The organism is Niallia sp. Marseille-Q9988, assembly GCF_976954375.1.
Genome location: NZ_CDRJSZ010000001.1, coordinates 148077 through 173306 on the forward strand (window position 1 = coordinate 148077; position 25230 = coordinate 173306).

The window sequence follows — 25230 nt, forward strand, 5'->3', positions numbered from 1 at the left end:
ATCCTTGCAAAATTGTTTTATCCTTACACAAAAAAGAATCCAGCAAGTAGCATACTTACTGGATTCTCCTTCTTTATTCTGAAATCGCTTCTGAAATTTCTTTTACCATTTCACTTGTTGATAGCAGTCCTCCGCCTGATAGGTACCAGTAATTTGGATCTAGATAGATAATATGATCATTTTTAGCTGCATCAATGCCATTTACTAACTTATTATCAAGCGTCTTCTCACCTGAAGATTCTCCACCAACAACTGCTCCTCTATCAATGACAAATAAGTAAGCTGGATTTTTTTCTGCTAGATATTCAAATGTAACCTTTTGTCCATGTGTAGATGCCTCAATATTTTCATCTGCTGGAGCTAAGCCTAATACATCATGAATAATCCCGAACCGAGAGTTTTTCCCATAAGCACTTAAGCTTCCGTCATTTACTAATACGATTAATGATTTACCATCTATCGTTTTTGCTTTTTCATTAATGGCAGCAATATCCTCCTCAATTTTTGCTAGTTCATCTGCCACTTCTTGTTTCTTATCAAAAATATCGCCAATAAGATTCATATTATGCTTAAATGAATTCATATAGTCTGTTGTATCAACACCGACATATACAGTTGGAGCAATTTTTTTCAATTCTTCATAAGCAGCTGACTGTCTTCCAGAGATAAAAATAACATCTGGTGATAATTCACTAATTGCTTCAAAATCTGGTTCCTTTAAACTTCCTACATTTGCATACTTTGAATCTTCATATTTAGAAAGATATGGGGGAATGTTTGCTTGTGGAACACCCGCTACTTCTATTCCTAATTTTTCTAATGTATCTAAAACTCCAAAATCAAAAGCTACAACTTTCTTAGGATTGACCGGAACTGTGTCTTCCCCTAATTCATGGGTTACTTTAATTTCTGCCGGCTCTTCGCTATTCTTACTTGAATCTGCTTCTGCATTTGATTTTTCTGTATTGCCACATGCAGCTAATACTGCAAGAACGAATGTTAATAATAATAGGGAAAGCTTTTTCTTCATTCGATAAACACCTCTATAAATTTAATATATAAATTAAATTGAATACATTGCATTTAAAGACAGAATAACCTATGATAAGGTATTATTAGCATCTTTCCTTCCTCATTTTCCTAGAATGATTAGGGATTTTGCTAATTCTAATGGTAGTGTTATTATGGTTTCTTCTGGCGAAGGGACTTAGTTAAGTCAGCCATAATTACACTGCCCCCTTTCTATTTTTCTTCCACCATTAGCTTCTTTTCTACAATGAACCAATCATTTATCAATAGTCAAAATCTTTTTCTATGCAAAATAAACGCATATTCGTTGATTATTAATTTCTTCAATTTGCATATCCATTTCATAAATGTTTTTTAATACTTTTCGATTGATTATCTTTTTAGCTGGTCCATCATTGACGATTTTGCCATTCTTTAATGCAACGATATTATCTGAATAAACAGATGCAAAATTAATATCATGGATAACAATTACTACCGTTTTTCCCAGCTCTTCTACTAATCTTCTTAGCACTTTCATAATTTGCACAGAGTGCTTCATATCTAAATTATTTAGCGGTTCATCCAAAAGGATATATTCTGTATCTTGGGCAACTACCATTGCGATATAAGCTCTTTGCTTTTGTCCACCGCTTAGCTGATCTAAGTATTTATGCTGCATATCCTCTAATTCCATATACTTAATGGCTTCATCTACCATTTTTTCATCTAAATCTGTCAGTTTTCCTTGTGAATAAGGAAATCTCCCAAAGCTTACAAGCTCTCTTATTGTTAAGCGAAGATTGATATTGTTTGCTTGTTTTAATATAGAAATTTTCTTTGCAAGGTCATTGCTTTTTGCTTTATCAATATGCTGGCCATCTATTATGACATCTCCACTGTCTGCTTTAATTAAGCGACTAATAATAGAAAGCAATGTACTTTTCCCAGCGCCATTCGGTCCAATAAAAGAAGTGATTTTTCCTTTTTCTACAGAAAGAGATACATTATCAAGCACTTTTTTCCCACTATATTGTTTCGTAATGTTCTTTACCTCTACCATGCTCTTCTCTCCTTTAGTAATAAATAGATAAAATACACTCCACCTACAAAGTTAATGATCACACTGATAGTTGTTGAAAATGTAAATACTCGTTCTACAATCAGTAACCCACCAACTAAAGAAATAATGCTCAATAGAATAGATCCAGTAATCAAGGTACTGTGCTTATATGTTTTCAAAAACTCACGAGCTAAGTTGACAACCAGTAACCCGAGAAAGGTAATTGGACCAACTAATGCCGTCGCAACAGATACAAGGATAGATACTACAATTAACATATTGCGCACTACCTTCTCATAGTCAATCCCTAAGTTAATAGCCTGGTCTCTTCCTAAAGACATGACGTCAAAGAAGCGACTATATCTTGTAACATAGATAGACACTACTGCGACGATAATAAGACTGATCGTTAAAATATTGGTATTTATATTATTAAAACTTGCAAACATTTTATCTTGAATAATCAGAAACTCATTTGGATCAATTAATACTTGCATAAAGGATGAAACACTAGAGAAAAAGCTCCCCATTACAATTCCAATTAACAGTAATAATAAAATGTTTTGGTCTTCTCTATTAAAGAAAAGCTTATAAAGGATACTTGAAAAAAGAACCATTAATACAACAGACACTAAGAAGTTTATGTTGCTATTCATCATCGTCATCGTGCTTGAGCCAAAAAGGAAAACAACAGCGGTTTGAATAAATAGATAAAGGGAATCTAACCCTAAAATACTTGGCGTTAATATTCGGTTATTTGTAATGGTTTGGAATATCATTGAAGTAAAGGCAATGCAGCCACCAGTTAAAAGAATGGCAACAATTTTTATAGCTCGGCGGGGAATGACGTATTCCCAATTATTGCTACTGACTTTGATTAACATAAATATAGCAATTAGTAGAATCGCTAGAACGGCCAGTACAATAAGTTTTATCTTAGGCTGCTTCATAAGTCTTTCTCCTTAAAAGTAAATACAGGAAGATACCACTTCCGATGACTCCAACCATCACACCAATCGAAATTTCATATGGATAAATAATCACTCTTCCCAGAATATCACAGAATAATACAAATACTGCGCCAAGTAATGCTGTATGCGTTAAGCTGTTTTTTAAATTATCTCCTCGGTATAAAGAAACAATATTTGGAATAATTAGGCCAAGAAATGGAATCATTCCTACTGTCAGTAATACAACAGAAGATACTAGTGCAACGATGATTAATCCTATATTCACCACTCTTTTGTGATTTAGTCCAAGATTAATGGAAAAGTCTTCACCCATTCCAGCAATCGTAAATTTATTTGCATATAGATAGGCAATAATTACTACCGGAATACTTATGTAAAGAAGCTCGTATCTCCCGGCCATGATTAAGGAAAAATCTCCTTGCAACCATGAAGACATATTTTGTATTAAATCATATTTCATCGCAAAAAAAGTGGTAATGGAACTTACAATATTTCCAAGCATTAGACCAATTAATGGAATAAAGATAGCATCTTTGAATTTAATCATATTCAGTATTCGCATAAACAAAAATGTGCCACAAAGTGCAAATACGAATGCTATTATCATTTTTACAATCGGGCTCTCTCCTGTAAAAAGCATTAGAGCGACCAATATCCCCAACCTTGCCCAATCCATCGTACCAGCTGTCGTAGGAGAAACAAATTTATTTCTCGATATTTGCTGCATAATGAGGCCACAAATGCTTAGGCTAACGCCGGCAATGATAATGCTGATTAGGCGTGGAAATCTGCTAATCAAAAGAATTTCTTTTTGATCTGCTGTTAAATGAAAAATATTTTTTGGGTGAATATCAATGACTCCAACAAATAGGGAGATGATAGATAAGACTATTAACAATATAAATAAATACTTTATTTTCATCACGCTATTGAGTAATACTACTCTCTTTCCTCACTCCCCTACTTAGTCGTAAATGATTTTCATTATCATTTAGATTCTTTCTTTATTTTATCATCTTTTTCCAGCTCGTCAATGCTTTTTCAAAGACCTGATAGATTTATCACAAAATTTAAAAAAGAATGATGCTGATTACCTAGTTACTTTGTCATGGTTTAGCATCACCATAAAAATACTTAATTAAGCATGCTGTCGTTCCGTTCCGCTCGAATGCAAAAAAAGAGACCTCCAATGGAGACCTCTTTCACATAACGCTTTATTAGTAATGCACATGTCCTGATGTCATTACCCAAATAGTTCCTCCTGCTACTACGATTGCGCAGAAGAAAGCATAAACGATATTTATAGTTTGTACTTGTCCTTCTCCTTCTGTAAGATGCATAAACATAAACAGTTGAAGAATGGCTTGAATGACAGCCAATGCACCGATAATCCACATAACAGTTATCATTGGAAGATCTGTATATAACTTAGCTCCTACAGCTGCGAAGGTAAGTAATAAAGAAACAATAAAACCTGCAATATGACCAATTGGAAATTTTTCATTTTCATGATTTTTTGCCATCTTTAATTACCCTCCCATTCTAGCAAGATAAACGAATGTGAAGATGAAAATCCACACAACGTCTAAGAAGTGCCAGTATAAACTTATAATAAATGTCTTACGAGCTGTTGTTGGTGTTAAACCATGCTTCATTAATTGAATAATAATTAATATTGCCCAGCCAATACCTATGGATACGTGCAATCCATGCGTTCCAAGCAATACAAAGAACGAAGAAAGGAATGCACTTGTCTGCATTGTTGCACCTTCATGTACATAATGAATAAACTCATTTACTTCCACAAAAACGAACCCTGCACCTAATGCCAAAGTGATAATTAACCAAGTTAATAATCCTTTTAAATTCTGGCGACGCATATACCATATGGCAATCCCACAAGTGAAACTACTTGTTAATAGTAAAAGTGTTTCAATCATGACATCTTTTAATTTAAATAATTCAGCTGGAGTAGGCCCGCCTGCAAAGTTATCCTTTAAAGATCCATAGGCTGCAAACAAGGTAGCGAATAATACAACCTCCGCACCAAGGAAGATCCAGAAGCCTAGAATATTTAAACGGCTTTGCTCTGTCTGATATTCTAGTGGTAAAGACTTATCGACTTTTGCCATTATTTCTCACCTCTCCATGCACGTTCCGTTTTCTTAATAACATCCAGTTTAATATGGTAACCTTCGTCATAATCAAAAGAACGAATTATTAAGCCAACAAAAATACCTAAACTACAGATTGCAGCTGGAATAAACAATTCAAATACTAGTAAGAAACCAACTACACCAAATATTGCACACATATAGAATGGCAACCAAGAGTTGCTCGGCATGTGTATTTCTTCTAACTCTTCTTCTTTTAAAACTAAGCCTTCTTTATTTTTCTTCATATACCAGAATGCATCTAATGCTTTTACTTCTGGAGTGATAGCGAAGTTATATGGCTGAACTGGAGAAGCTGTATGCCATTCTAATGTTCTTGCATCCCATGGATCTGTTGAAATCTTTCTATCTGCATAACGAGTGCTATAGTAAATGTTATAAACAAGTACTGCAAATCCCGCAGCAAGAATAAGAGATCCGATTGCGGAAAGCATGAACAATGGTGCAAATCCAGATTCTGCAGAGAAAGTATAAGAACGTCTTACTGCTCCTTGTAAACCTAAGAAGAACATTGGCATAAATGTTACGTTAAAACCAATATTAAATAACCAGAAATGCCATTTTCCTAAACGCTCATTTAAAGCATAACCGAACATTTTTGGCCACCAGTAATAGAAACCAGCAAATACTGCATACACTACACCTGGTATTAATACATAGTGGAAGTGAGCTACTAAGAATAATGTATTATGATATTGATAGTCTGCTGCAGCCATTGCAAGCATAACTCCAGTTACCCCACCAATTGTAAAGGTTGGAATAAATGCAAGCGACCATAGCATAGCTGTTGTAAATTGAATTCGCCCTTTTCTCATTGTAAATAACCAGTTGAAAATCTTAACCCCAGTCGGAACTGCAATTAACATTGTCGTAATCGAGAATACAGAGTTTACAACAGGTCCAGACCCCATCGTGTAGAAATGGTGAACCCATACAACCATACTTAAGATAGCAATACCTACAATAGATATAATCATTGAATTATAACCATATAGACGTTTTCTTGAGAAAGTCGCAATTACTTCTGAGAACATACCGAAAGCAGGCAAGATTACGATATAAACCTCAGGATGTCCCCATAACCAGAATAAGTTATTCCATAACATCGCATTTCCTCCACCGGAAATCGTGAAGAAATGTGTTCCGAATAAACGGTCAAATGTCATTAATGCTAGTGCAACAGTTAAGATTGGGAATGCAAATACAATAATAACGTTTGTAATTAATGAAGTCCAAGTGAACATTGGCATTTTCATTAATGTCATCCCTTTTGCACGCATTTTTAGGATCGTAACAACAAAGTTGATACCTGTCATTAACGTACCTATACCTGCAATCTGCAAGGCAATGGCATAGAAGTTATTTCCAACCCCTGGCGTAAATTCTTTCCCAGCAAGAGGGAAATAGGATGTCCATCCTGCATCAGGTGATCCACCAATTACGAAAGAAATATTGAATAACATTGCACCACTAAATGTTAGCCAGAAGCTTAATGCATTTAATTGTGGGAATGCAACATCACGTGCACCAATTTGTAAAGGAATTACTACGTTCATTAGTCCAATCAACGCAGGCATCGCCATAAAAAGAATCATGATAACACCGTGTGTTGTAAATACTTCATTGTAATGCTGTGCATCTAAAAAATCCATTTCAGGTGCTGAGGTTTGATATTTCATCATCAAACCATCTACTCCACCACGGAAGAACATTAATACGGCTACGATAATATACATAATACCGATTTTTTTGTGATCAACCGTTGTTATCCATTCATCCCATAGATATTGCCATTTCTTAAAATAGGTGACACCAACTACAATGGCAAGCATTGTTAGCGTAATACCTATTTGAGCAGATAATATGAGGGGATCACCAGTAATAACGATATGTTCCCACTTAATGTGCATCCTCTTCACCCCCGTTTGACTCTTCGTTCTTTTCAAAAGTTTTACCTGGATATCCATGAACTCGATATAGCTCAGGATTTAAATAATAGTTTGAGTCTCCACCTTTCCCGTGATCAATCCACTCTAAATGAGTATTAGAGAAAGTCATACGGCCTAAATGTGTCGGCTTAATAATTTCTTTATATTTTTCCTCAGTTAATTCAGGGGCAGTTTCTTTTACTTCATCTACCCATTCATCATAGTCCGCTAAGGTTTTTGCTTCAACTTCAAATTTCATCTCCGCATAGCCTTTACCGTTAAAGCTTGTATTTTGCCCTTCATAACTACCTGGGTTATCAGCCACAACATAAAGATCTGTTTCAGCCCCATACATTGTGTACTTCTGGCCAGCTAATGCAGGAATCCAGAATGATTGCATTGTTCCAGCAGAAGTTAATTTAAACTCCACTGGTACACCAGCAGGGATATTTACATAGTTGACTGTTTCAATTCCTTCTTCTGGATAGCTAAAAATCCACTTCCAGTCAGCAGAAGTTACATTAATTACAATAGGATCTTGATCTTTATAATCCTCTGGAATATCCTCTAATGCATAAATTGTTTTTACAGTCGGAATCGTTAATGCAATAATAATTAGAAATGGGATTACAGTCCAAACAATCTCAAGCTTTGTACTTCCATGTTCTTCTGGTTCATAATCCGCATTGTCTTTCGTTGCGCGATATTTCCAAACTATGTAGCCAAATAGTCCAAAAACTACTAGACAAACAAAAGCCATTAATACAATAGACCAGTTAATCAAGTCTGTAATACTTCTAGCAACAGGACCTTGTGGATCAAATACAACCATCGATTCACAACCGCTTAAAATGAATAGTGGTACAATTGCTAAAAGTGAAACTAAAATTCCCTTTTTCATTTGTACAGCTCCTTCCGTTTAAGTTCAAATGTTAAACTATTCACAGAATGTTCGATATTTAGACATAGAACATTCATATTACATAGGTAAAATAATGATTATTACTACCTGTATGATGATATCATATCTCGAACCTATTATTTGTGACAAAAAACGTAAGTATAATTTTACCAATTTTCACATTTTCTATTCTTATGTTTTCCGTGTATTCAAGATTTTATCAACCTTTTTATTATATCAGATGCTATTATTAAAATCCATGTCCACACTCTTGTCACAAATACTTTTTCAACCTATAGCATTTCTATGTTCCCCTCTCTCACAAGACATTTAAACGCTTACAAACATTATAGAATATTCTGGTTGGTTTTTCCAATATTTATTCCTCTTCATTCCCTTTTATTCATTTAGTTTATTCTGTTATATTTATCACAGACTATACTTCATTAAACTAGATTATCTTTCCTATTTTATAGATTATCCATATTTAGTTATGCTTTTCAAAAAAACCCTTTAGATAGATAAAAAAAGGCAGAAATATATACCGCCACCAGTAGCAACTGCTCTTGTATCCGTATAAATTTCTGCCTTGTTCAAATACTAATTTTCTAGTATTTCTTGTAATTTCCCTTTTACCATGTCATTTATTTTTTTCACATCTTTTTTAATTTCATCTACAACTTGGCTCCATTTTGAAGAATTCTCTTTTATGGTTGTTTCTAATTCCTCTGCTTTTTCTTTAATTACTTTTTTTGTTTCTTCTACTTTTTCATTTACATTTCCATTATCCTTATTTGCTAGTTTATCACTAACAGATAATACTTTAAAATTTTCCGGTTCTACGTATTGTACAGCCTGATCCATAATTGTCTTAAAAATTGGTACTACATCCCCCGAGCTTTTGCTTGGAAGATAATGTTGATCATCTGTTTTATCATAACCGAGCCACATGGCACCAACTAGATTTGGGGTATAACCCACAAACCATTGGTCCTTTGTACCAGAAATATTACCATTATCTAATTGAGTAGATCCTGTTTTTCCCGCAATTTGGAATCCAGTCACTTTTGCACCTTGACCTGTTCCTGATTTTATAACATCCAGTAGCATCGAAGTCATATCATCTGTGACTGATTTTGATGTTACTCTTGTTGATTCAGGTTCATATTCCGCAATAACGTTACCTGTTGGTCCAATAATTTTTGTAATCAAATGATTCTCCATTCGAACACCATCATTTGGGAACGTAGAATAAGCACTGGCCATTTGTAAAGGGGAAACACCTGTAGTCATTCCACCTAAAGCAATCCCTAAATACTCATCATCTTTTTCATACGGAATTCCAAATCGATCAAGCGATTTAAGTCCCGTTTCTAATCCAATTTGGTCTAATAGCCAGACAGCTGGAACATTTAAGGATTCTTCTAAAGCTTCATACATTGGGACTTCTCCCTTAAATGTTTTTGTAAAGTTTTGTGGTTCATATTTCCCTTTCTTAAAAGGTTTATCCTCAAGCATCGAATCTATCTTATATCCTTTTTCTAAAGCTGGTGTATAAACCGCAAGTGGCTTCATTGTAGATCCTGGTTGTACTTTAATTTGAGTAGCTCGATTAAATCCTCTGAAAACTTGCTCTCCTCTTCCTCCGACTAATCCTCTTACCCCACCTGTTTCTGGGTCAAGCAGCACTGCTCCACCTTGCACTAATGTCCCATCAGCGCTTTTTGGGAAAAGAGAATCGCGAGCAAAGGTCTTTTCTAATGTTGATTGAAGATTTTGGTCCATCTCTGTATAAATTTTATAGCCTCTTTTCAAGATTTCTTCCTGAGTAAGACCATATTTATTGATTGCTTCATCGATAACCGCATCTACAAAGTAAGGATATTCTCTTTCAATAAAGGAGCCTCCCCCATTTTCTAAAACAATTTTTTCTTTTACTGCCTTTTGATATTCTTTCTCTGTTATTTCGTTTAAATCTAGCATTTTCTTTAGAACCACATTACGGCGGGAAACTGCCCCATCATAATTATTATAGGGATCTAATGCAGAGGGAGCCTGTAATATCCCTGCAAGTAAAGCAGCTTCACTTATTGATACTTCTTTAATATCTTTATTAAAGTACTTTAAAGAAGCTTGGCTAATCCCCCATGCTCCACTACCAAAATAAACATGGTTTAAATACATTTGTAGTATTTCTTCTTTTTTATAATGCTTCTCTATTTCTACTGCTAAAAATAATTCCTCTGCTTTCCGTTTATACGTCTGTTCGGAAGTTAACAAGGCATTTTTTGTTAATTGTTGCGTAATGGTACTGCCTCCACCTGTAATTCTTCCTGCAAAAATATTTTTAAAAAAGGCCCGAGTAATTCCTTTTATATCAAACCCATTATGTTCATAAAAACGTTCATCTTCAATAGAAACAACAGCTGCCGGAACATATTCAGGTACATCCTCCAATTCTATTCCTTCCGTTCTTTCTGTTCTTATTTGGGTTGCTTCGTCCCCATCTTTATCGTAAATAATCGTTGCCTGGCTTAAACCAGCCTTCAAGGTACTAACATTTGCCTGTGTCGCTAAATACGTAAAATATAATATTGCCAACAAAACAAACAGTAACCCACCCAAAAGTATAATTTGGGTAAGATGTCTCTTCTTCCAAAAGCGTCGAAACCCTTCCCAATACGGTTTTAGTCTTTCCATTCTATAACCTATCCTTTACTTTTACTAAATAGAATAAATACTATATATTTTCTTTTCTCTCTTTCCTATCAAACATTAGACGTTAATTTCCATTCTTTTGTTGCAAGTTATCTATCAAAACTATATTCTCTTTTTTTGTAAATTACAAGAAGGTATTCCCCTCTCTATTATTACCAAATTTATCAAGGAGCGAGCTCTGTTGTTTATTCTATCGCAGTTTCGGGAAAAGACCTATTATAGAAGAAAAAGGATGTGAGAGATAATGAAAAAAATGTTCAGACGATTGATTACGTGGGGACCTATCATTTATCCCTTCGCCAAAAAAATGTGGGACAAGCGGAAACAGTCCAAGGTAAACTCTAGTACTGCTACACGCTAAAAGAAAAAATCCAATGCAGCCAGGGCTATTCGCCTTAGGCTACATTGGATTTTTTTATGCATTAATATTGTTATAAGCAAGCACTACTTCTTTCACTAAAGCATGGTCTTCATTTAAACCTGATACTTTACTGAAAGCTGTTTGAACTCCATTTTCATCTATTAAGTTCTTTAACTCAATAGACTCTTGATCTTCCGGTGTATAAAAGCGAAGTGCTGATGCCATCACTTCAACTAAGTAAGAAGGAATTTCGTTAAACTCCCTATAATATGCTAAAGCAGGAGCGACTAATCGATCATTGCCACCTAATTTTCTTAATGGTGATCGACCAACTCGTTTTACGTCGTCAACGATATAAACATTTGCAAAACGGCCTAAATATACTTTTGGCAGACATAATGCTGACACAATTAAATTAATAAAATCCAATAAAATCAGCATTCCGCGTTAACTCTCTTAAAAGATTCTATTTAACCAACAATTTATACACCAAAAAAAGAAGGGTTTCCCCTTCTATAAAATCCGTTTTTTTAATCAAACTTCCACTGCACTAGTATCTTTCATCACTTCAATAAAATGGATGTGATGTTCTTCAATATTTTTTATTTTAAAGATATATCCTTCTTCTTCCAAAATATCCCCTTCAACCGCTTCAAAATTTTTAGTCAAAAACCATCCGCCAATCGTATCCACTTCCTCCTCAGATAAATGAGTTCCTAAAAGATCGTTTACTTCGCTGATTAATACTTTGCCATTAAGTATATAATGATCGTCTTTAATTCTGCGAATATCAGAAATTTCATCCTCATCAAACTCATCTCTGATGTCTCCTACAATTTCCTCTAGTATATCTTCTGCAGTAACAATACCTGAAGTACCACCATATTCATCAAGCAGAATCGCCATATGTGTACGTTCTTTCTGCATTTTAATTAATAATTCTCTTATAGGAACGGTTTCAATGACACGAATAATCGGTTTCATATAGTCCTCTAATCGAATCTCTTGTTTGTTTTGAACAGTTGCCGTTAGAAATTCTCGAATATTAATTAATCCGATTACATTATCCTTATCTCCATTTACTAATGGATAACGAGTGTAATTCTCCTCTTCCAATATATTCATTATTTCATCAAAGGTATTATCTACACTAATCGTAACCATTTCGGTTCTCGGCACCATGATTTCTTTGGCAATTCGTTCATCAAATTCAAAAATATTATTTACATATGCTAGTTCATTTTTATTGATTTCACCGCTTTTATAGCTTTCTGACATTAAAATTCTTAACTCTTCTTCTGAGTGTGCAAGTTCATGTTCTGATGCTGGTTTTAATCCAAAGATACTTGTCAAAAGTCGTGCAGACCCATTCAACAACCAAATAAAAGGATATAATATTCGATAGAACCAAATAATTGGATTTGCAAAGGTTAATGTTATAAGTTCTGCCTTTTGAATAGCAACCGTCTTTGGAGCAAGTTCTCCAACAACAACATGCAAGAAGGTTACAAGTAAAAAGGATATAACAAAGGCAATCACGTGAGATAATGCATTCCCAATGGATAACTTAATAAATAGTGGCTCAAGAATTTCCGCGAAAGTGGATTCTCCAATCCAACCTAGTCCTAAAGCTGTAACAGTTATCCCTAATTGGCAAGCTGAAAGATATTCATCTAAATGTGTCGTTACCTTTTTTGCCGCTAATGCACCTTTTTTTCCTTCAGCAACTAACTGATCGATTCTTGAACTCCTGACCTTTACTATTGCAAACTCGGTTGCAACGAAAAAAGCAGTTAAAGCAATTAATATCACAAATAAAATCAAATTAAAAATTTCCAATAAGTAGCCCGTAAAGGGGCTTACACCTCCTGATAATAAAAGCGCATCCGCATTTCTCCAATAAAAGGAGAGACGCTGTTGCTTATAATAATTCCCATTCCTTTTAGTTAAATTTTTTATGCAAACCTTAAAAAAACAGTTTAATTTAGCAAAAGCAACAATGCTTGTATTAAAGATATACTTTCATGAGATATAGTATTTCTTACTTCTTTCTTTTTATGATGGTCCTGAATATCTACTGATAGAAGCATTTGATGAATCTTTTCATTCAAATCCCTCATATTTTCTTTCAGTTCCTCTACATCCAAAGTATTCATTTTGTGATTATTTAATTTCCCCTTAATTTCCTCTAGCGTTAGCTTTCTCTTTTTAAATTCTTCAATAACTTTAATTTGTTCTATTTGTTCTTCTCTATAATAACGATAATTTGTTTGAGAACGTTCTGCTTGAAGAAGGCCAAGGTTTGTATAATAATCTATGGTTCTTTTCGTTACACCAGTAACTTTTGCCAAATCACCAATTCTTAATTTCACATCCCCATCGCTTCTCCTCCTAACCATAACGTTTTAGTTTTACTTTTTTATTATATAAGGGGAATGAGAAAAGATTCAAGCAAAAAACTTCCTATATATAATAGCTTTTCCTTACGCTGACTAAATTTTCACAAAATGTAGGCTTTTTATATTATTAAAATACAATTTAGGTTAAAATATAAGAAGATAAATAGAAAAGAAAAATATATTTAAGAAGGGGAAATGGAGTGGAAACAATTATCAATTTTCTTATGAATAAAGGGGTAAAAAGGTTTTTTATTTTTGCATTAATCATTCTGGGCATCTATGCGCTTAGAAGCATGATTAATTTAATGCTATTTACTTTTATCCTTTCTTTTTTAATGGATCGCATGGAAAAAATTATCTCCAAGCGAATTCACGTTAAACGAAACGTTATAGTTAGCCTCCTCTATCTGGTAACCATCGGAATTCTTTCCTATAGCTTTATTAAATATTTGCCAATGCTTGTAGAAGAAATAACGGCATTAGTTAGACAAGTAATGGATTTTTATTCCCGTCCACATGATAATGAGGTCTTAAATTATATTGTTTCCATCATTCAAGAAAGACAAATCAACAGCTATTTGGAACAAGGACTTGGCATTGTTGTCAAATATTTCTCAAGTATCAGTTCCATAAGCATACAATTCATACTCGCTATGATTCTAAGCTTCTTCTTCCTTTTAGAGAAGCCGCGATTAATAAAATATAAAGAAAACTTTCGTAAAAGTAAAATTGCACCTTTTTATAATGAAATTGAATTCTTTGGCAAAAAATTTGTGTTAACATTTGGAAAAGTATTAGAAGCTCAAGTTATCATAGCTTTAGTAAATTGTATCTTAACGACTATCGGATTATGGATCCTTGGTTTTCCTCAATTACTAGGCTTATCTCTGATGATATTTGTCTTTGGGCTTATCCCAGTTGCAGGGGTTATTATTTCCCTCATACCGTTGCTGACAATTGGGTACACAATTGGTGGATACACCTATATTATTATATTGATTATCTTTATTTGTGTTATCCATGCTATTGAAGCTTATATTCTTAATCCGAAGCTAATGTCATCGAAAACAAATTTACCTGTATTTTTTACTTTTATTGTGCTTATCTTCTCTGAACATTTCTTTGGAGTATGGGGCTTAATCATTGGAATACCTGTGTTTGTTTTCCTTTTAGATATCTTACAGGTACAAAGTATGGATCCCAATAGAGAAAAAGACATGATAAAGGAATAAACCCGTCTACCTTTTTATACACATAAATAGAAAAGCAGGTTGAATACACTTTGTACCGTGTATCTAACCTGCTTTTTCATTAAATAAACATTACCGAATTAATACTTCAATACTGCTCCTGTATTCGCAGATGTCACAAGCTTAGAATATCGTGCTAAATAGCCACTTTTTACTTTTGATTCAAACCCTTTCCATTCTGCTTTCCTTTGTTGCCATTCTTCCTCAGGTACTACAACATCCATTGTACGATTTTCAATGTCAATCACAATATGATCGCCATCTTTAACAAATGCCAACGGTCCTCCTTCTGCCGCCTCTGGTGAAGCATGGCCGATAGATATACCGCGAGAAGCACCTGAAAAACGCCCATCTGTTACAAGCGCAACTTTGGGACCAAGACCCATTCCAACAATTTGTGAAGTAGGTGCTAGCATTTCCGGCATACCCGGTCCTCCTTTTGGTCCTTCATAGCGAATGATAACAACATGCCCTTCCTTCACTTTGCCTTTCACTAATCCCTCTAATACATCATCCTGTGAGTCAAACACAATAGCTGGCCCTTCATGACGTTGAATTCCGTTTTGAACACCACCTGTTTTAATGATAGCACCTTGAGGAGCAAGATTACCAAACAAGACTGCTAATCCTCCTGTTGAGGTATGAGGATCATCGATTGGACGAATCACTTGATAATCCTTCACTTTACATCCAGCAATATTCTCTCCAAGTGTTTTCCCAGTAACAGTTAATGTATCCAGATGAAGAGCCCCTTCCTTTTTGGATAGTTCATAAAGAGCCGCTGAAACTCCTCCAGCTTCATGTAAATCTTCAATATGTACATCAGAAGAAGGAGCAAGCTTCGATAAATGAGGTACTCTTGATGCAACTTGATTGATTCTTTCAAGTGGATATTCTACGCCCGCTTCATGTGCTAAAGCCAATGTATGAAGAACAGTATTCGTTGATCCTCCTAATGCCATGTCCAATGCAAAGGCATTATCAATTGCCTTTTCTGTCACAATATCTCTTGGTTTAATATCCTCATCTATTAAATGCATCAGCTGTTTAGCAGATTTCTTTACAAATTCTTTTCTCTCAGGTGCGACAGCAAGAATTGTCCCATTTCCAGGCAAAGCAAGACCTAATGCTTCAGCAAGACAGTTCATTGAATTTGCTGTGAACATTCCGGAACAAGAACCACAGGTCGGACAACCAAATTGCTCTAATTCTCTTAGACCACCTTCATCAATTTTGCCTGACTGGAAAGCCCCTACTCCCTCAAACACAGATGATAAAGAAATCTTCCTCCCATCACTAGTAACACCAGCCTTCATTGGTCCACCACTTACAAAGATAGTAGGAATATTTAATCGTAGGGAGGCCATCATCATTCCTGGTGTAATTTTGTCACAGTTTGGGATACAAACCATTCCATCAAACCAATGTGCAGCAACTACCGTTTCAATGGAATCTGCAATAATTTCACGGCTTGGCAAAGAATAGCGCATTCCAATATGCCCCATCGCAATTCCATCATCCACACCAATTGTATTCATTTCAAATGGAACGCCGCCTGCTTCTCTTATTGCATCCTTTACAATCTTTCCAAATTCCTGTAAATGAACATGTCCTGGAACAATATCAATATATGAATTGACTACAGCAATAAATGGTTTATCAAAATCCTCCTCTTTTACCCCAGCAGCTCGCAGTAAGCTTCGATGTGGCGCACGATCGAATCCCTTCTTTATCATATTACTTCTCAATTGTGTCACTTCTACCCCTCCAATTATCCGATTAAAGCGAAAAATCTGTATATTTAAACTTTTACTTATTGTAACACTATAAAAGCAAAATTGGTATAATTTCTTCTTGAGATTATAAATAGAAATCGATATCGACAATCCTTTTTACCAAAAAACAAAAACATTGTTAAATTAGGTTTTTTCTAACGGACAATGTTAGAAGTTCTCACATAATAACCTTATGTATTCTAATTCTCCTGTCCTTCTTAATCCATTCTCAGCCAACTTAATATTATATAAAAATAATTTTTCTGTTAGTAATTTCATTAAATACGGCTGTAAATAAAGCTCTATAGATAAACAAAAGCAATGAAGTTCCTATTATCCCTTCATTGCTTTTTATTGATTTCATTATTCTCTATTTAATAAAGTGAATCATCACTTTAGTGTGTTTCCTTGCTCCCACTGAGAATTAGTAGAACCATTTCGGATATTAATGGACAGTTAATCTCCGTCTATCCTATCCGTTCTCCTAAGCAAATATTTCACTAATTTGTTTCACTTCTTCTTCTGTTAACGCCACTTCTAAGGTTCTCAGATTATTCTTAAGCTGACTAGTTGATTTCGCTCCTGGAATAATCACATCAACTGCAGGCTGTTCTAATAGCCATGCTAATGCAAAATGTGTTGCATCAAAGCCTTTTTCTTCAGCCATTTGCTTTAATTTGTCGACTTTTTCAACATTTTGAATAAATGCCTCTCCTTGAAATAGAGGATTATTTTGTCTGCCATCACTAATTGTGGAATCCTTTGAATACTTTCCAGTCAATAGACCAGAAGCTAAAGGAAAATATGGAACAAAGCTAATGTTATGTTCAACACAATACGGTAAGTACATTTCCTCTGCTTGTCTTTTAAATAATGAATATTCTGCTTGGAATACTTCTAAATAGCCATCCTGATTAAATGCCTTTAGTTGTTCAGCATCCAAATTAGAAGCTCCAACTGCAAGGATCTTCCCTTCATCCTTTAACTCTTGTAACGTCCCTGCAACTTCAGCCATTGGAGTGACATCATCTGGAAAATGAACATAGAATAAATCAATATAATCTGTTTGCAGTCGCTTTAGACTGTCTTCTACAGATTTCCGTAAAAACTCTCTACTATTATCAAGTTGTATTTTGCCATCCACTAATTTATGAGCAGCCTTGCTTGCAATGACGATATCTTGGCGGTTACCTCTTTCCTTTAGCACCTCTCCAATTAATTCCTCTGATCTTCCTAATCCGTATACATAAGCAGTATCAAGAAAATCAATTCCAGCATCTAATGCATTTCTTACTACATTTTTTCCTGTTTTATCATTTAAATTCGGAAATAAATTATGACCACCGACAGAGTTCGCACCATATCCCAGCTTCGTAACATGCATAGCCGTTTGACCTATTTGAACTTTACTACTCAAAAAGATTCATCTCCTTCATTAGTATATAGACAACTATCTATTCACTCCTAGTATGCGTATTTCTGTAATAAGAGTAAAGTAATTCGCTTTATATTCTATTTTTGAACAAGTATCATATACTTTTTAGAAGAACAAATAAAGAAAGGACTTCGATTATCTGTGCATGTATTAAAAAACGGAATCTTTTTTCTCCTTATTCTCCTTCTATTCCTTACACTTTGGTCGATGAGGGGAGTTTCACTGCTATTAAATTTTCCTTTTCTACTTATTCTTATCGTTCCCTTATGGATATATTTTCGAATCCAACAAAACAATCAGCGAAAAGCGGTACTACTTTCAAAAGAATTTCCAATTAATCTATTTTTCGTATATATGCTGACAGTTATCTATGTAACATTGGAGCCTTTTCACTTTACTCCACCTAGTCTAAATGACGGAAAAATGAATCTAATTCCTTATGTTCAAATTCTATATCAATACAAATATAAACCGCCTTTTTTTTGGATGCTATATACGCTCGGAAACATCCTTTTATTTATCCCATTTGGTCTTCTACTTCCTTTTTTGTATAAAAAGCGATTTAGAGCATTCGTTATACTAGGACTTGCTATTCTCTGCTCCCTTTCTATTGAGACTATTCAATTTTTCTTTACTGTAGATAGAGCTGCAGATATAGATGATTTCATTCTAAATATCTTTGGAGCAATGGTTGGCTATTTTCTCTTTTTATTTATGGGGCTATTCGCGCGACGATTATTACATAAGTGCTAAACATTAATCTTTTTAAGATGCTAGCTTTATATAGAAAGAGGCTGGACAAAACTAAATAACCAATCTTTAAAGACGAACAATATCTAATTTAGCTCTTAAATAAAGCTACTTTCTCATGATGGTTATCTATGTTTTTAAATATAGTTAAGTGTAAAAACTAAGTAGTTCCATTGCGCTACAGACGCACGATGCGCCGGGGGAGGAAGCTGAGCCTTCTCGCATGCGCTGCGGGGCCTTAAGCGTCTCTATTTCCCGCAGGAGTCAAGCGTCCTCCGCTCCATTCCACTTCGTTTTTAAACTTTTTTTCAAATTGAAAAACACGAACTTTTATGTATACTAACTATACAAAAGTTCGTGTTTATTATTAGTTGAAATACTTTTGTCCCAGCCTCATCCTATAACAATAACCTTTTTTACGGGTAGATTTTCTATTCTTCCCCGATGATTCTTACTTCTGTTTCAAGGTCTACGTTAAAATTTTCTTTTACCGTCTTTTGCACATGCTTTATTAAAGATAGATAGTCATTTGCTGTTGCATCTTCTACGTTTACAATAAAACCAGCATGTTTTGTAGATACTTGCGCACCGCCAATTTTCGTTCCTTGAAGTCCGCTGTCTTGAATAAGCTTTCCCGCAAAGTGGTTAGGCGGTCTTTTAAACACACTTCCACATGAAGGATATTCTAATGGTTGTTTTGACTCTCTTAAGAAAGTAAGTTCATCCATTTTTGCTTTGATATCTGCATATGTTCCTTTTCCAAGGGAAAAAGTTCCCTCTAATGCTACCCAGCCATTTTTTCCAATACTACTTGTACGGTAGCCAAGCTCTAATTCTGCTTTTGTTACTGTGCGAATATCCCCAGTTCTAGTTAAAACTTTTGCGGCTTCCAATACGTCAGAAACTTCCCCCCCATAAGCACCAGCGTTCATATACAACGCTCCTCCTACAGAACCTGGAATGCCACAAGCAAACTCGAGTCCTGTTAAAGAATGCTCTAGGGCAAATCTAGATGTCTCAATAATTGGAGCACCACTTTGAGCAATCACTTTATTACCATCAAGGGAAATAGCATCAAGCTTTGTTAAATTAAATACAACTCCACGAATTCCGCCATCTCTAATTAGCACATTTGAACCATTTCCTAAAATAGTGATTGGCATATTTTCGCTTAATGCCAATTTATACCCAGACTGTAATTGCTCGTACGTAAGAGGAAAAAGCAAGAAATCAGCCTTCCCACCAATTTTCGTATACGTATATTTATTTAACGCCTCATCAATCATTACACTTTCATTAGGCAATATTTCTAGAAATTTTTTAATTAATATGTTTTTATCCATTAATCTCAACCTTCTGTACGTATTTCTGACTACACTATTCTAATAGTATACCAAAATTATAAAATGGTACGACGCTATTAAGCAAATTTATGTGAAATCATACTCAATCCCATTATATGAAACTCCCCTTCTCTTCATGCTAATAAAAGGGGGAAGACCAGTTTGCTTATTCATGCTGGATGGTAAAACAGCATTTAACAGGTTGAAAAATACAAAAAAAGCTAAGCAATCTCTTTTTATTGATTACTTAGCCGCCATTACTAATTCTTTTTCCTTTTGATGCAATAAATCATAGGAAAGGCATGCTGGTTTATTGGTTCTCGGATCTTTTACTACGACAGCATCTATTTGAAAAACTTCTCTTAATACCTCTTCTGTCATTACTTCTTCTGCCGTTCCTTCTTTCATTAATTGACCATTTCTCATTGCAACCATATGATCCGAAAATCTTGCTGCGTGATTAAGGTCATGAATAACCATCACAATCGTTCGATTTTCTTCTTCATTTAATTTCTTTAATAATTTCAAAACTTCCAATTGATGAGCCATATCCAAATAGGTTGTTGGTTCATCTAGGAGAAGAAGATTTGTTTCCTGTGCAATCGCCATGGCAATCCATGCTCTTTGTCGCTGTCCACCTGATAACGTATCGACTTCCTGGTTTTTCAATTCCGTTAACCCAGTGACATCCAACGCCCAATTTATTACTTCTTTGTCTTTCTCCCCTAAGCGTCCAAAGCCTCTTTGATGAGGTGATCGCCCATAGGATACTAAATCAAATATCGTTAATCCATTAGGAGCTTCTGGAGATTGAGGAAGAACTGCCATTCTTTGCGCAATTTTTTTTGTTGGTATTTTGTGAATCATTTCTCCATCAAGATAAACATATCCTGCTTTTGCCTTATGGATCCGCGCAAGTGTTTTTAATATCGTTGATTTTCCGCAACCATTTGGTCCAATAATAGTAGTGATTTTTCCCTCTTGGACACGTAAATTTAAATCATGGACGATAATTTTGTCTTCGTATCCAATTTTAAGTTTGTCTGTTGATAGTATATCCACTTATTCTCCCCTCCTTTATTTCTCTCATAAATTTATCTATTATATTTTTTCTGTAGAATTAAACAGCTGTTAAAATAATCCTCTATTTACACTTTTCTTATTTTCTCATTTATTCATTTCTTTATTCCCTACATATAAATGAAATACTAAATGATAATGATTTTCATTATTTATTATAATTTGAACAAAGCTTTCATTCAAGACTATTTAAACAAATTTAACAAGATTTATTTCTTGTAGCTTTAGATGATTTCATTCATACAAAAAAGCCTGCTTAACAAGTTCAGACTTTTTTGTCGGATATACATTCAAAAATACTGGCCCCAATTAATTGGATGATCTCTTTTCCTTTTTGATTAGTTGGTAATTGATCTGTTAAAACCGCAACATAGATAATTTCATCCTCGTACTCGATAATAGCACAATCGTGTTCGACCTTATCTAACTCTCCTGTTTTATTGGCAATCCTAATAGAGCGATTCTCTCCAAGATAATAGGGCAGTTTATCAAGAAGTTGCTGATTGCTTAGGATTCTCTTAGCACTTTGATTCTTATCGTTCTGAATAGCCTTTAAACACCGAATAATGTCTAGAGGGGAAGTATAGTTATCCAATTTTCTTTCTCTTGCTTGTTGATCCATCATTTTTCGTTGAAGAACTGTATTGGACATTCCAAGCTGTTGGCATCTGCTATTAATACTTTCCAGTCCAAGTCGTTCAATCAAATAGTTGGTTGCCATATTATCTGAAACAATAATCATCGAAGTAAGTAAATCACCGATTGATAAATAGCTTTGTGGGGAGATGTATTGAACGATACCCGCTCCTCCTGCTTTCCGAATATTATCAACTCTTATTAACTCGTCCAACTCTAAGGTTCCACTTAGGCTTTGCATAAATCCTTCTATCATAATTGGTAATTTAATTAGACTAGCACTTGGAAAGACATCCCTTTCGTTTAGAAAAAAAAATTGTCCCTTCCACTCAATAGCTATCCCTAAATGACCTTGTCCCCTATGCTCCTGTGCAATTTTGTTTATACTTTTGCTTAATCTCTCTATATCCATTCTGCTATCTCCTAATAAAGATGACATGCTACAAAATGACCATTTTCTCGTTGCTGCCAAGTTGGCTTATCATTGGCACAAATATCCATTGCATGAGGACAGCGCGTTCGAAAAACACAACCACTTGGTGGGTTTACCGGACTTGGTATCTCCCCTTTTAAGATGATTCGTTCCCTTTTGTCTTCTATATCAGGATCTGGAATCGGAATAGCAGAAAGGAGCGCCTGTGTATATGGATGAAGTGGATTCGAATACAACTCTTTACTATCTGTTAATTCTACTAAATTCCCTAAATACATGACGCCAATTCGATCACTAATTTGCTTTACCATCGATAAATCATGGGCTATAAATAGATAGGTTAATTGTTTTTCTCTTTGTAATCGTTTTAATAGATTTACTACTTGAGCTTGAACAGAAACATCTAATGCAGAAATCGGCTCGTCAGCAATAATAAATTCAGGCTCTAACGCCAAAGCTCTTGCTATGCCAATTCTTTGTCTTTGCCCCCCACTAAATTCATGTGGAAATCGATTACCATGTTCTCTATTTAGACCAACACTTTCCAATAACTCATCTATCCTTGCATTTTTTTCTTCCTTTGTATGATACACTCCATGAATTTCCAAAGGTTCTGCCAAAATCTCTCGCACAGTAGAACGAGGATTTAACGAAGCATAAGGGTCCTGAAAAATCATTTGCATTTTGCGACGAAACGAAAAAGTATCCTTTTCAGAAATGTTCTCCATATTGGTATCATTATACAGAATCTGTCCATTTGAAGCTTTATACAGTCCAATAATCGTCCTACCCAATGTCGATTTTCCACAGCCTGATTCACCAACAATGCCAAATGTTTCTCCTTTTTTAATTTGAAAGGAGACATTTGATACAGCTTGTAATGTCGTATTTTTTTCTAATTCAAAATATTTTGATAGATTATCTACCTTCAATAGAACTTGCTGTGCCATATCATTCTCTCCTTATTCCCAATATCTTCTTGCTATACATAATTCTTTTTCATAGTTTGTATTTTTTAAAGGAATAATTTCGATTGTTTTTCCTGTCTTAGGAGAATGAAGCAATTTATTTTCTCCATAATAGATACCTACATGGTGAATCTTTCCTTTCCCTTCCTCGTAAGCAAAAAATAATAAATCTCCTGGCTCTATTTCATCTAAAGGAACATTTTTCCCTGCCTCTGCCTGCTCACTTGCATCTCTTGGTATCACATAACCATTTGCTAAACACATGGAGTAACTGAAACCTGAGCAATCATAACCATAAGAACTCATGCCACCCCATAAATAATCAAGACCCAAAAATCGTTCTCCTTGCTTTACTATATCCTTCCCCGTTCCTTTACGGACATCTTGAGAGGAGGAATAACTGGATACATCCTCCGCTTTAATCCACCCTTCTCCAGTAGGTGTAGTCACTTGTACCCATTCCCCTTCTTGATTTTTTAGTGGAAGCCTCGTTTGGAAGGCTAATTGCAATACAGCATCTTTATTGACATCACATAAATCTGTTGTAGATGCTTCAATAACTGCAATCGGTCCACTTTGTAAAGAGTAAATCCCTTTTTCTACTAATTGTTTTTTCGGTATCCACCCCGGATAACCTAGCTGATTTTTTTTAGTCGCTTGATTGGGCAATGCAACAAACATCCAGTCCTCTTTTTCTGCCAAGACATATACCTCTTGGCCATACAATACTTGTGATTGTACTAAGTTCCCGGTACAAAGCTCCAGTCCTTTTTCATAATCAAGGCTATCTATCCAGTTCTTCATATCACATGGATTATCAATTGCCATACAATCAATTTCCCTTGCCGAGTCTTCACTTGTCCAAAGGGTAGCAACAGGAACATCCACTATTTTCACATCATATTTACTCATCCCACATTCTCCTTTTCTTGTCCAAGAATATGATTTATTCCTAAGCCAAATTGATCAGATAGAGTGATGCTTCTTCCGTTATATTGAATACCTCCACCCACTATATCCTCAGCCAACATCAGTGGTGCATCAAAATCATAACGAGTTATATTCTTTTTACTTGCTGCAAAATGTGCAGCTGCCGTAATTCCTAATTTCGTTTCAATCATACTTCCGACCATACATTCTACTCCAGAGACTTCAGCCAGATGGTTAATAATCTGAGCTCGGTAGATCCCTCCCGATTTCATTAATTTAATATTAATCAAATCAGCACTACGTGTTTTTAGCACCTCAAAGGCTTGATTCGGAGTAAATACAGCTTCATCAGCCATAATTAAAGTATCTACTGAATCGGTTACTTTCTTCAGTCCTTGTATATCCGCTGCTTTAACCGGCTGCTCAACTAATTCGATGTTTAGTCCTAAATCCTCCATTTTTCGTATTGCTGTTACTGCTTCTTTCGGGCTCCAGCCTTGATTAGCATCCAATCTTAATTTAATTTCCTTCCCTACTCTTCGTCTAATTTCTATCATTCTATTAATATCCGTTTGAATTTCATCTTTTCCAACTTTAATCTTTAATACAGTAAACCCTTGCTTAACATAGCTTGCTGCGTCTTCTCCCATTTCAATCGGATCATTAACACTTACTGTATAATCTGTTTCCAATGTATTATTATATCCACCTAATAATTGATAAAGCGGCAGTTTACAATATTGAGAAAAACAATCATAAAGCGCCATATCAATTGCTGCTTTTGCACTTACATTTCCTACAAGTATTTGATGGATTCCTTGAAGTAATAATTCGAGTTGCAAAACACTTTTACTCAATAAATATGGTTTGAACACTTCATGAATAGACGCTTCAATGCTTTTCAGGCTGTCTCCAGTTATCACTAAAGTCGGTGGTGCTTCTCCCCAACCAACAATTCCGTTTTCACATGTAATTTTTACATATACAGAATCTGCAATAGTTACGGTTCGTAATGCAGTCTTAAAAGGCTTGATTAACGGAACTGCGACACGGAATGTTTCAATTCTTGTTATCTTCACTATGTACCATCCTTATTAAAAAAATTCT

Annotated in this window: 22 protein-coding genes; 2 read left to right on the forward strand and 20 right to left on the reverse strand. The window is 34.9% G+C overall.

The window, feature by feature from the left end:
- Nucleotides 1–73 precede the first annotated feature (73 nt).
- The 12 genes from ACWNMZ_RS00750 to ACWNMZ_RS00805 form a co-directional block, all read right to left on the reverse strand.
- Nucleotides 74–1030 carry a siderophore ABC transporter substrate-binding protein gene (locus ACWNMZ_RS00750; RefSeq protein ID WP_031536252.1) on the reverse strand — a complete coding sequence of 319 codons (957 nt, stop codon included), beginning with the start codon at nt 1028–1030 and terminating at the stop codon, nt 74–76.
- A 282-nt stretch (nt 1031–1312) separates the two neighbouring features.
- On the reverse strand, nt 1313–2071 hold the full coding sequence (locus tag ACWNMZ_RS00755; RefSeq protein ID WP_109767899.1) for an iron ABC transporter ATP-binding protein: 759 nt from the start codon (nt 2069–2071) through the stop codon (nt 1313–1315).
- Nucleotides 2065–3021, reverse strand: a complete 957-nt coding sequence (locus ACWNMZ_RS00760; protein ID WP_031536250.1) for an iron chelate uptake ABC transporter family permease subunit — start codon at nt 3019–3021, stop codon at nt 2065–2067. Before ACWNMZ_RS00760 ends, ACWNMZ_RS00755 begins: the two co-directional genes overlap by 7 nt.
- Complete coding sequence (locus ACWNMZ_RS00765; RefSeq protein WP_109767905.1) at nt 3008–3964, reverse strand: ABC transporter permease; 957 nt, start codon at nt 3962–3964, stop codon at nt 3008–3010. Before ACWNMZ_RS00765 ends, ACWNMZ_RS00760 begins: the two co-directional genes overlap by 14 nt.
- 295 nt (nt 3965–4259) lie before the next feature.
- Nucleotides 4260–4565: a cytochrome aa3 quinol oxidase subunit IV gene (gene qoxD, locus ACWNMZ_RS00770; protein ID WP_031536248.1), complete on the reverse strand. Its 306-nt coding sequence runs from the start codon at nt 4563–4565 to the stop codon at nt 4260–4262.
- 6 nt (nt 4566–4571) lie between these two features.
- On the reverse strand, nt 4572–5174 hold the full coding sequence (gene qoxC / locus ACWNMZ_RS00775) for a cytochrome aa3 quinol oxidase subunit III (protein WP_035416157.1): 603 nt from the start codon (nt 5172–5174) through the stop codon (nt 4572–4574).
- The gene (gene qoxB, locus ACWNMZ_RS00780; RefSeq protein WP_109767898.1) at nt 5174–7126 is read right to left on the reverse strand and encodes a cytochrome aa3 quinol oxidase subunit I; all 1953 of its coding nucleotides are present in this window, start codon (nt 7124–7126) and stop codon (nt 5174–5176) included. The genes qoxC and qoxB overlap by 1 nt, the downstream gene beginning before the upstream one ends.
- Nucleotides 7116–8045: a cytochrome aa3 quinol oxidase subunit II gene (gene qoxA / locus ACWNMZ_RS00785; protein WP_031536245.1), complete on the reverse strand. Its 930-nt coding sequence runs from the start codon at nt 8043–8045 to the stop codon at nt 7116–7118. The genes qoxB and qoxA overlap by 11 nt, the downstream gene beginning before the upstream one ends.
- Before the next feature lie 600 nt (nt 8046–8645).
- On the reverse strand, nt 8646–10745 hold the full coding sequence (locus tag ACWNMZ_RS00790) for a transglycosylase domain-containing protein (RefSeq protein WP_251627857.1): 2100 nt from the start codon (nt 10743–10745) through the stop codon (nt 8646–8648).
- 433 nt (nt 10746–11178) lie between these two features.
- Complete coding sequence (locus tag ACWNMZ_RS00795; protein WP_449598257.1) at nt 11179–11553, reverse strand: mannitol dehydrogenase family protein; 375 nt, start codon at nt 11551–11553, stop codon at nt 11179–11181.
- A 105-nt stretch (nt 11554–11658) separates the two neighbouring features.
- The gene (locus ACWNMZ_RS00800; RefSeq protein WP_048716901.1) at nt 11659–12963 is read right to left on the reverse strand and encodes a hemolysin family protein; all 1305 of its coding nucleotides are present in this window, start codon (nt 12961–12963) and stop codon (nt 11659–11661) included.
- Nucleotides 12964–13103: 140 nt separating this feature from the next.
- Nucleotides 13104–13496 carry a MerR family transcriptional regulator gene (locus ACWNMZ_RS00805; RefSeq protein WP_231512521.1) on the reverse strand — a complete coding sequence of 131 codons (393 nt, stop codon included), beginning with the start codon at nt 13494–13496 and terminating at the stop codon, nt 13104–13106.
- A gap of 227 nt (nt 13497–13723) precedes the next feature.
- Between ACWNMZ_RS00805 and ACWNMZ_RS00810 the strand changes: the two genes are divergently transcribed.
- Nucleotides 13724–14755: an AI-2E family transporter gene (locus tag ACWNMZ_RS00810; RefSeq protein ID WP_031536240.1), complete on the forward strand. Its 1032-nt coding sequence runs from the start codon at nt 13724–13726 to the stop codon at nt 14753–14755.
- A 98-nt stretch (nt 14756–14853) separates the two neighbouring features.
- Here ACWNMZ_RS00810 and ilvD read toward each other — a convergent pair whose 3' ends face one another.
- On the reverse strand, nt 14854–16530 hold the full coding sequence (ilvD, locus tag ACWNMZ_RS00815; RefSeq protein ID WP_031536239.1) for a dihydroxy-acid dehydratase: 1677 nt from the start codon (nt 16528–16530) through the stop codon (nt 14854–14856).
- A 502-nt stretch (nt 16531–17032) separates the two neighbouring features.
- Complete coding sequence (locus ACWNMZ_RS00820) at nt 17033–17965, reverse strand: aldo/keto reductase (RefSeq protein ID WP_396953869.1); 933 nt, start codon at nt 17963–17965, stop codon at nt 17033–17035.
- Nucleotides 17966–18337: 372 nt separating this feature from the next.
- Here ACWNMZ_RS00820 and ACWNMZ_RS00825 point away from each other — a divergent pair, with 372 nt between their 5' ends.
- On the forward strand, nt 18338–18736 hold the full coding sequence (locus ACWNMZ_RS00825; RefSeq protein ID WP_065429047.1) for a VanZ family protein: 399 nt from the start codon (nt 18338–18340) through the stop codon (nt 18734–18736).
- Nucleotides 18737–19164: 428 nt separating this feature from the next.
- Here ACWNMZ_RS00825 and murB read toward each other — a convergent pair whose 3' ends face one another.
- The 6 genes from murB to ACWNMZ_RS00855 all read right to left on the reverse strand — a co-directional run bounded on the left by murB (nt 19165) and on the right by ACWNMZ_RS00855 (nt 25202).
- Nucleotides 19165–20076: a UDP-N-acetylmuramate dehydrogenase gene (gene murB / locus ACWNMZ_RS00830; RefSeq protein ID WP_031536235.1), complete on the reverse strand. Its 912-nt coding sequence runs from the start codon at nt 20074–20076 to the stop codon at nt 19165–19167.
- Nucleotides 20077–20319: 243 nt separating this feature from the next.
- Nucleotides 20320–21138: an ABC transporter ATP-binding protein gene (locus ACWNMZ_RS00835; RefSeq protein ID WP_109767897.1), complete on the reverse strand. Its 819-nt coding sequence runs from the start codon at nt 21136–21138 to the stop codon at nt 20320–20322.
- Between the two features lie 283 nt (nt 21139–21421).
- The gene (locus ACWNMZ_RS00840; protein ID WP_235248441.1) at nt 21422–22204 is read right to left on the reverse strand and encodes a serine hydrolase; all 783 of its coding nucleotides are present in this window, start codon (nt 22202–22204) and stop codon (nt 21422–21424) included.
- Nucleotides 22205–22215: 11 nt separating this feature from the next.
- A complete protein-coding gene (locus ACWNMZ_RS00845; RefSeq protein WP_031534985.1) occupies nt 22216–23175 on the reverse strand; it encodes an ABC transporter ATP-binding protein in 960 nt (319 codons plus the stop codon).
- A gap of 12 nt (nt 23176–23187) precedes the next feature.
- On the reverse strand, nt 23188–24105 hold the full coding sequence (locus ACWNMZ_RS00850) for a C40 family peptidase (protein WP_109767895.1): 918 nt from the start codon (nt 24103–24105) through the stop codon (nt 23188–23190).
- Nucleotides 24102–25202: a mandelate racemase/muconate lactonizing enzyme family protein gene (locus ACWNMZ_RS00855; RefSeq protein ID WP_109767894.1), complete on the reverse strand. Its 1101-nt coding sequence runs from the start codon at nt 25200–25202 to the stop codon at nt 24102–24104. Before ACWNMZ_RS00855 ends, ACWNMZ_RS00850 begins: the two co-directional genes overlap by 4 nt.
- Between the last annotated feature and the right edge of the window lie 28 nt (nt 25203–25230).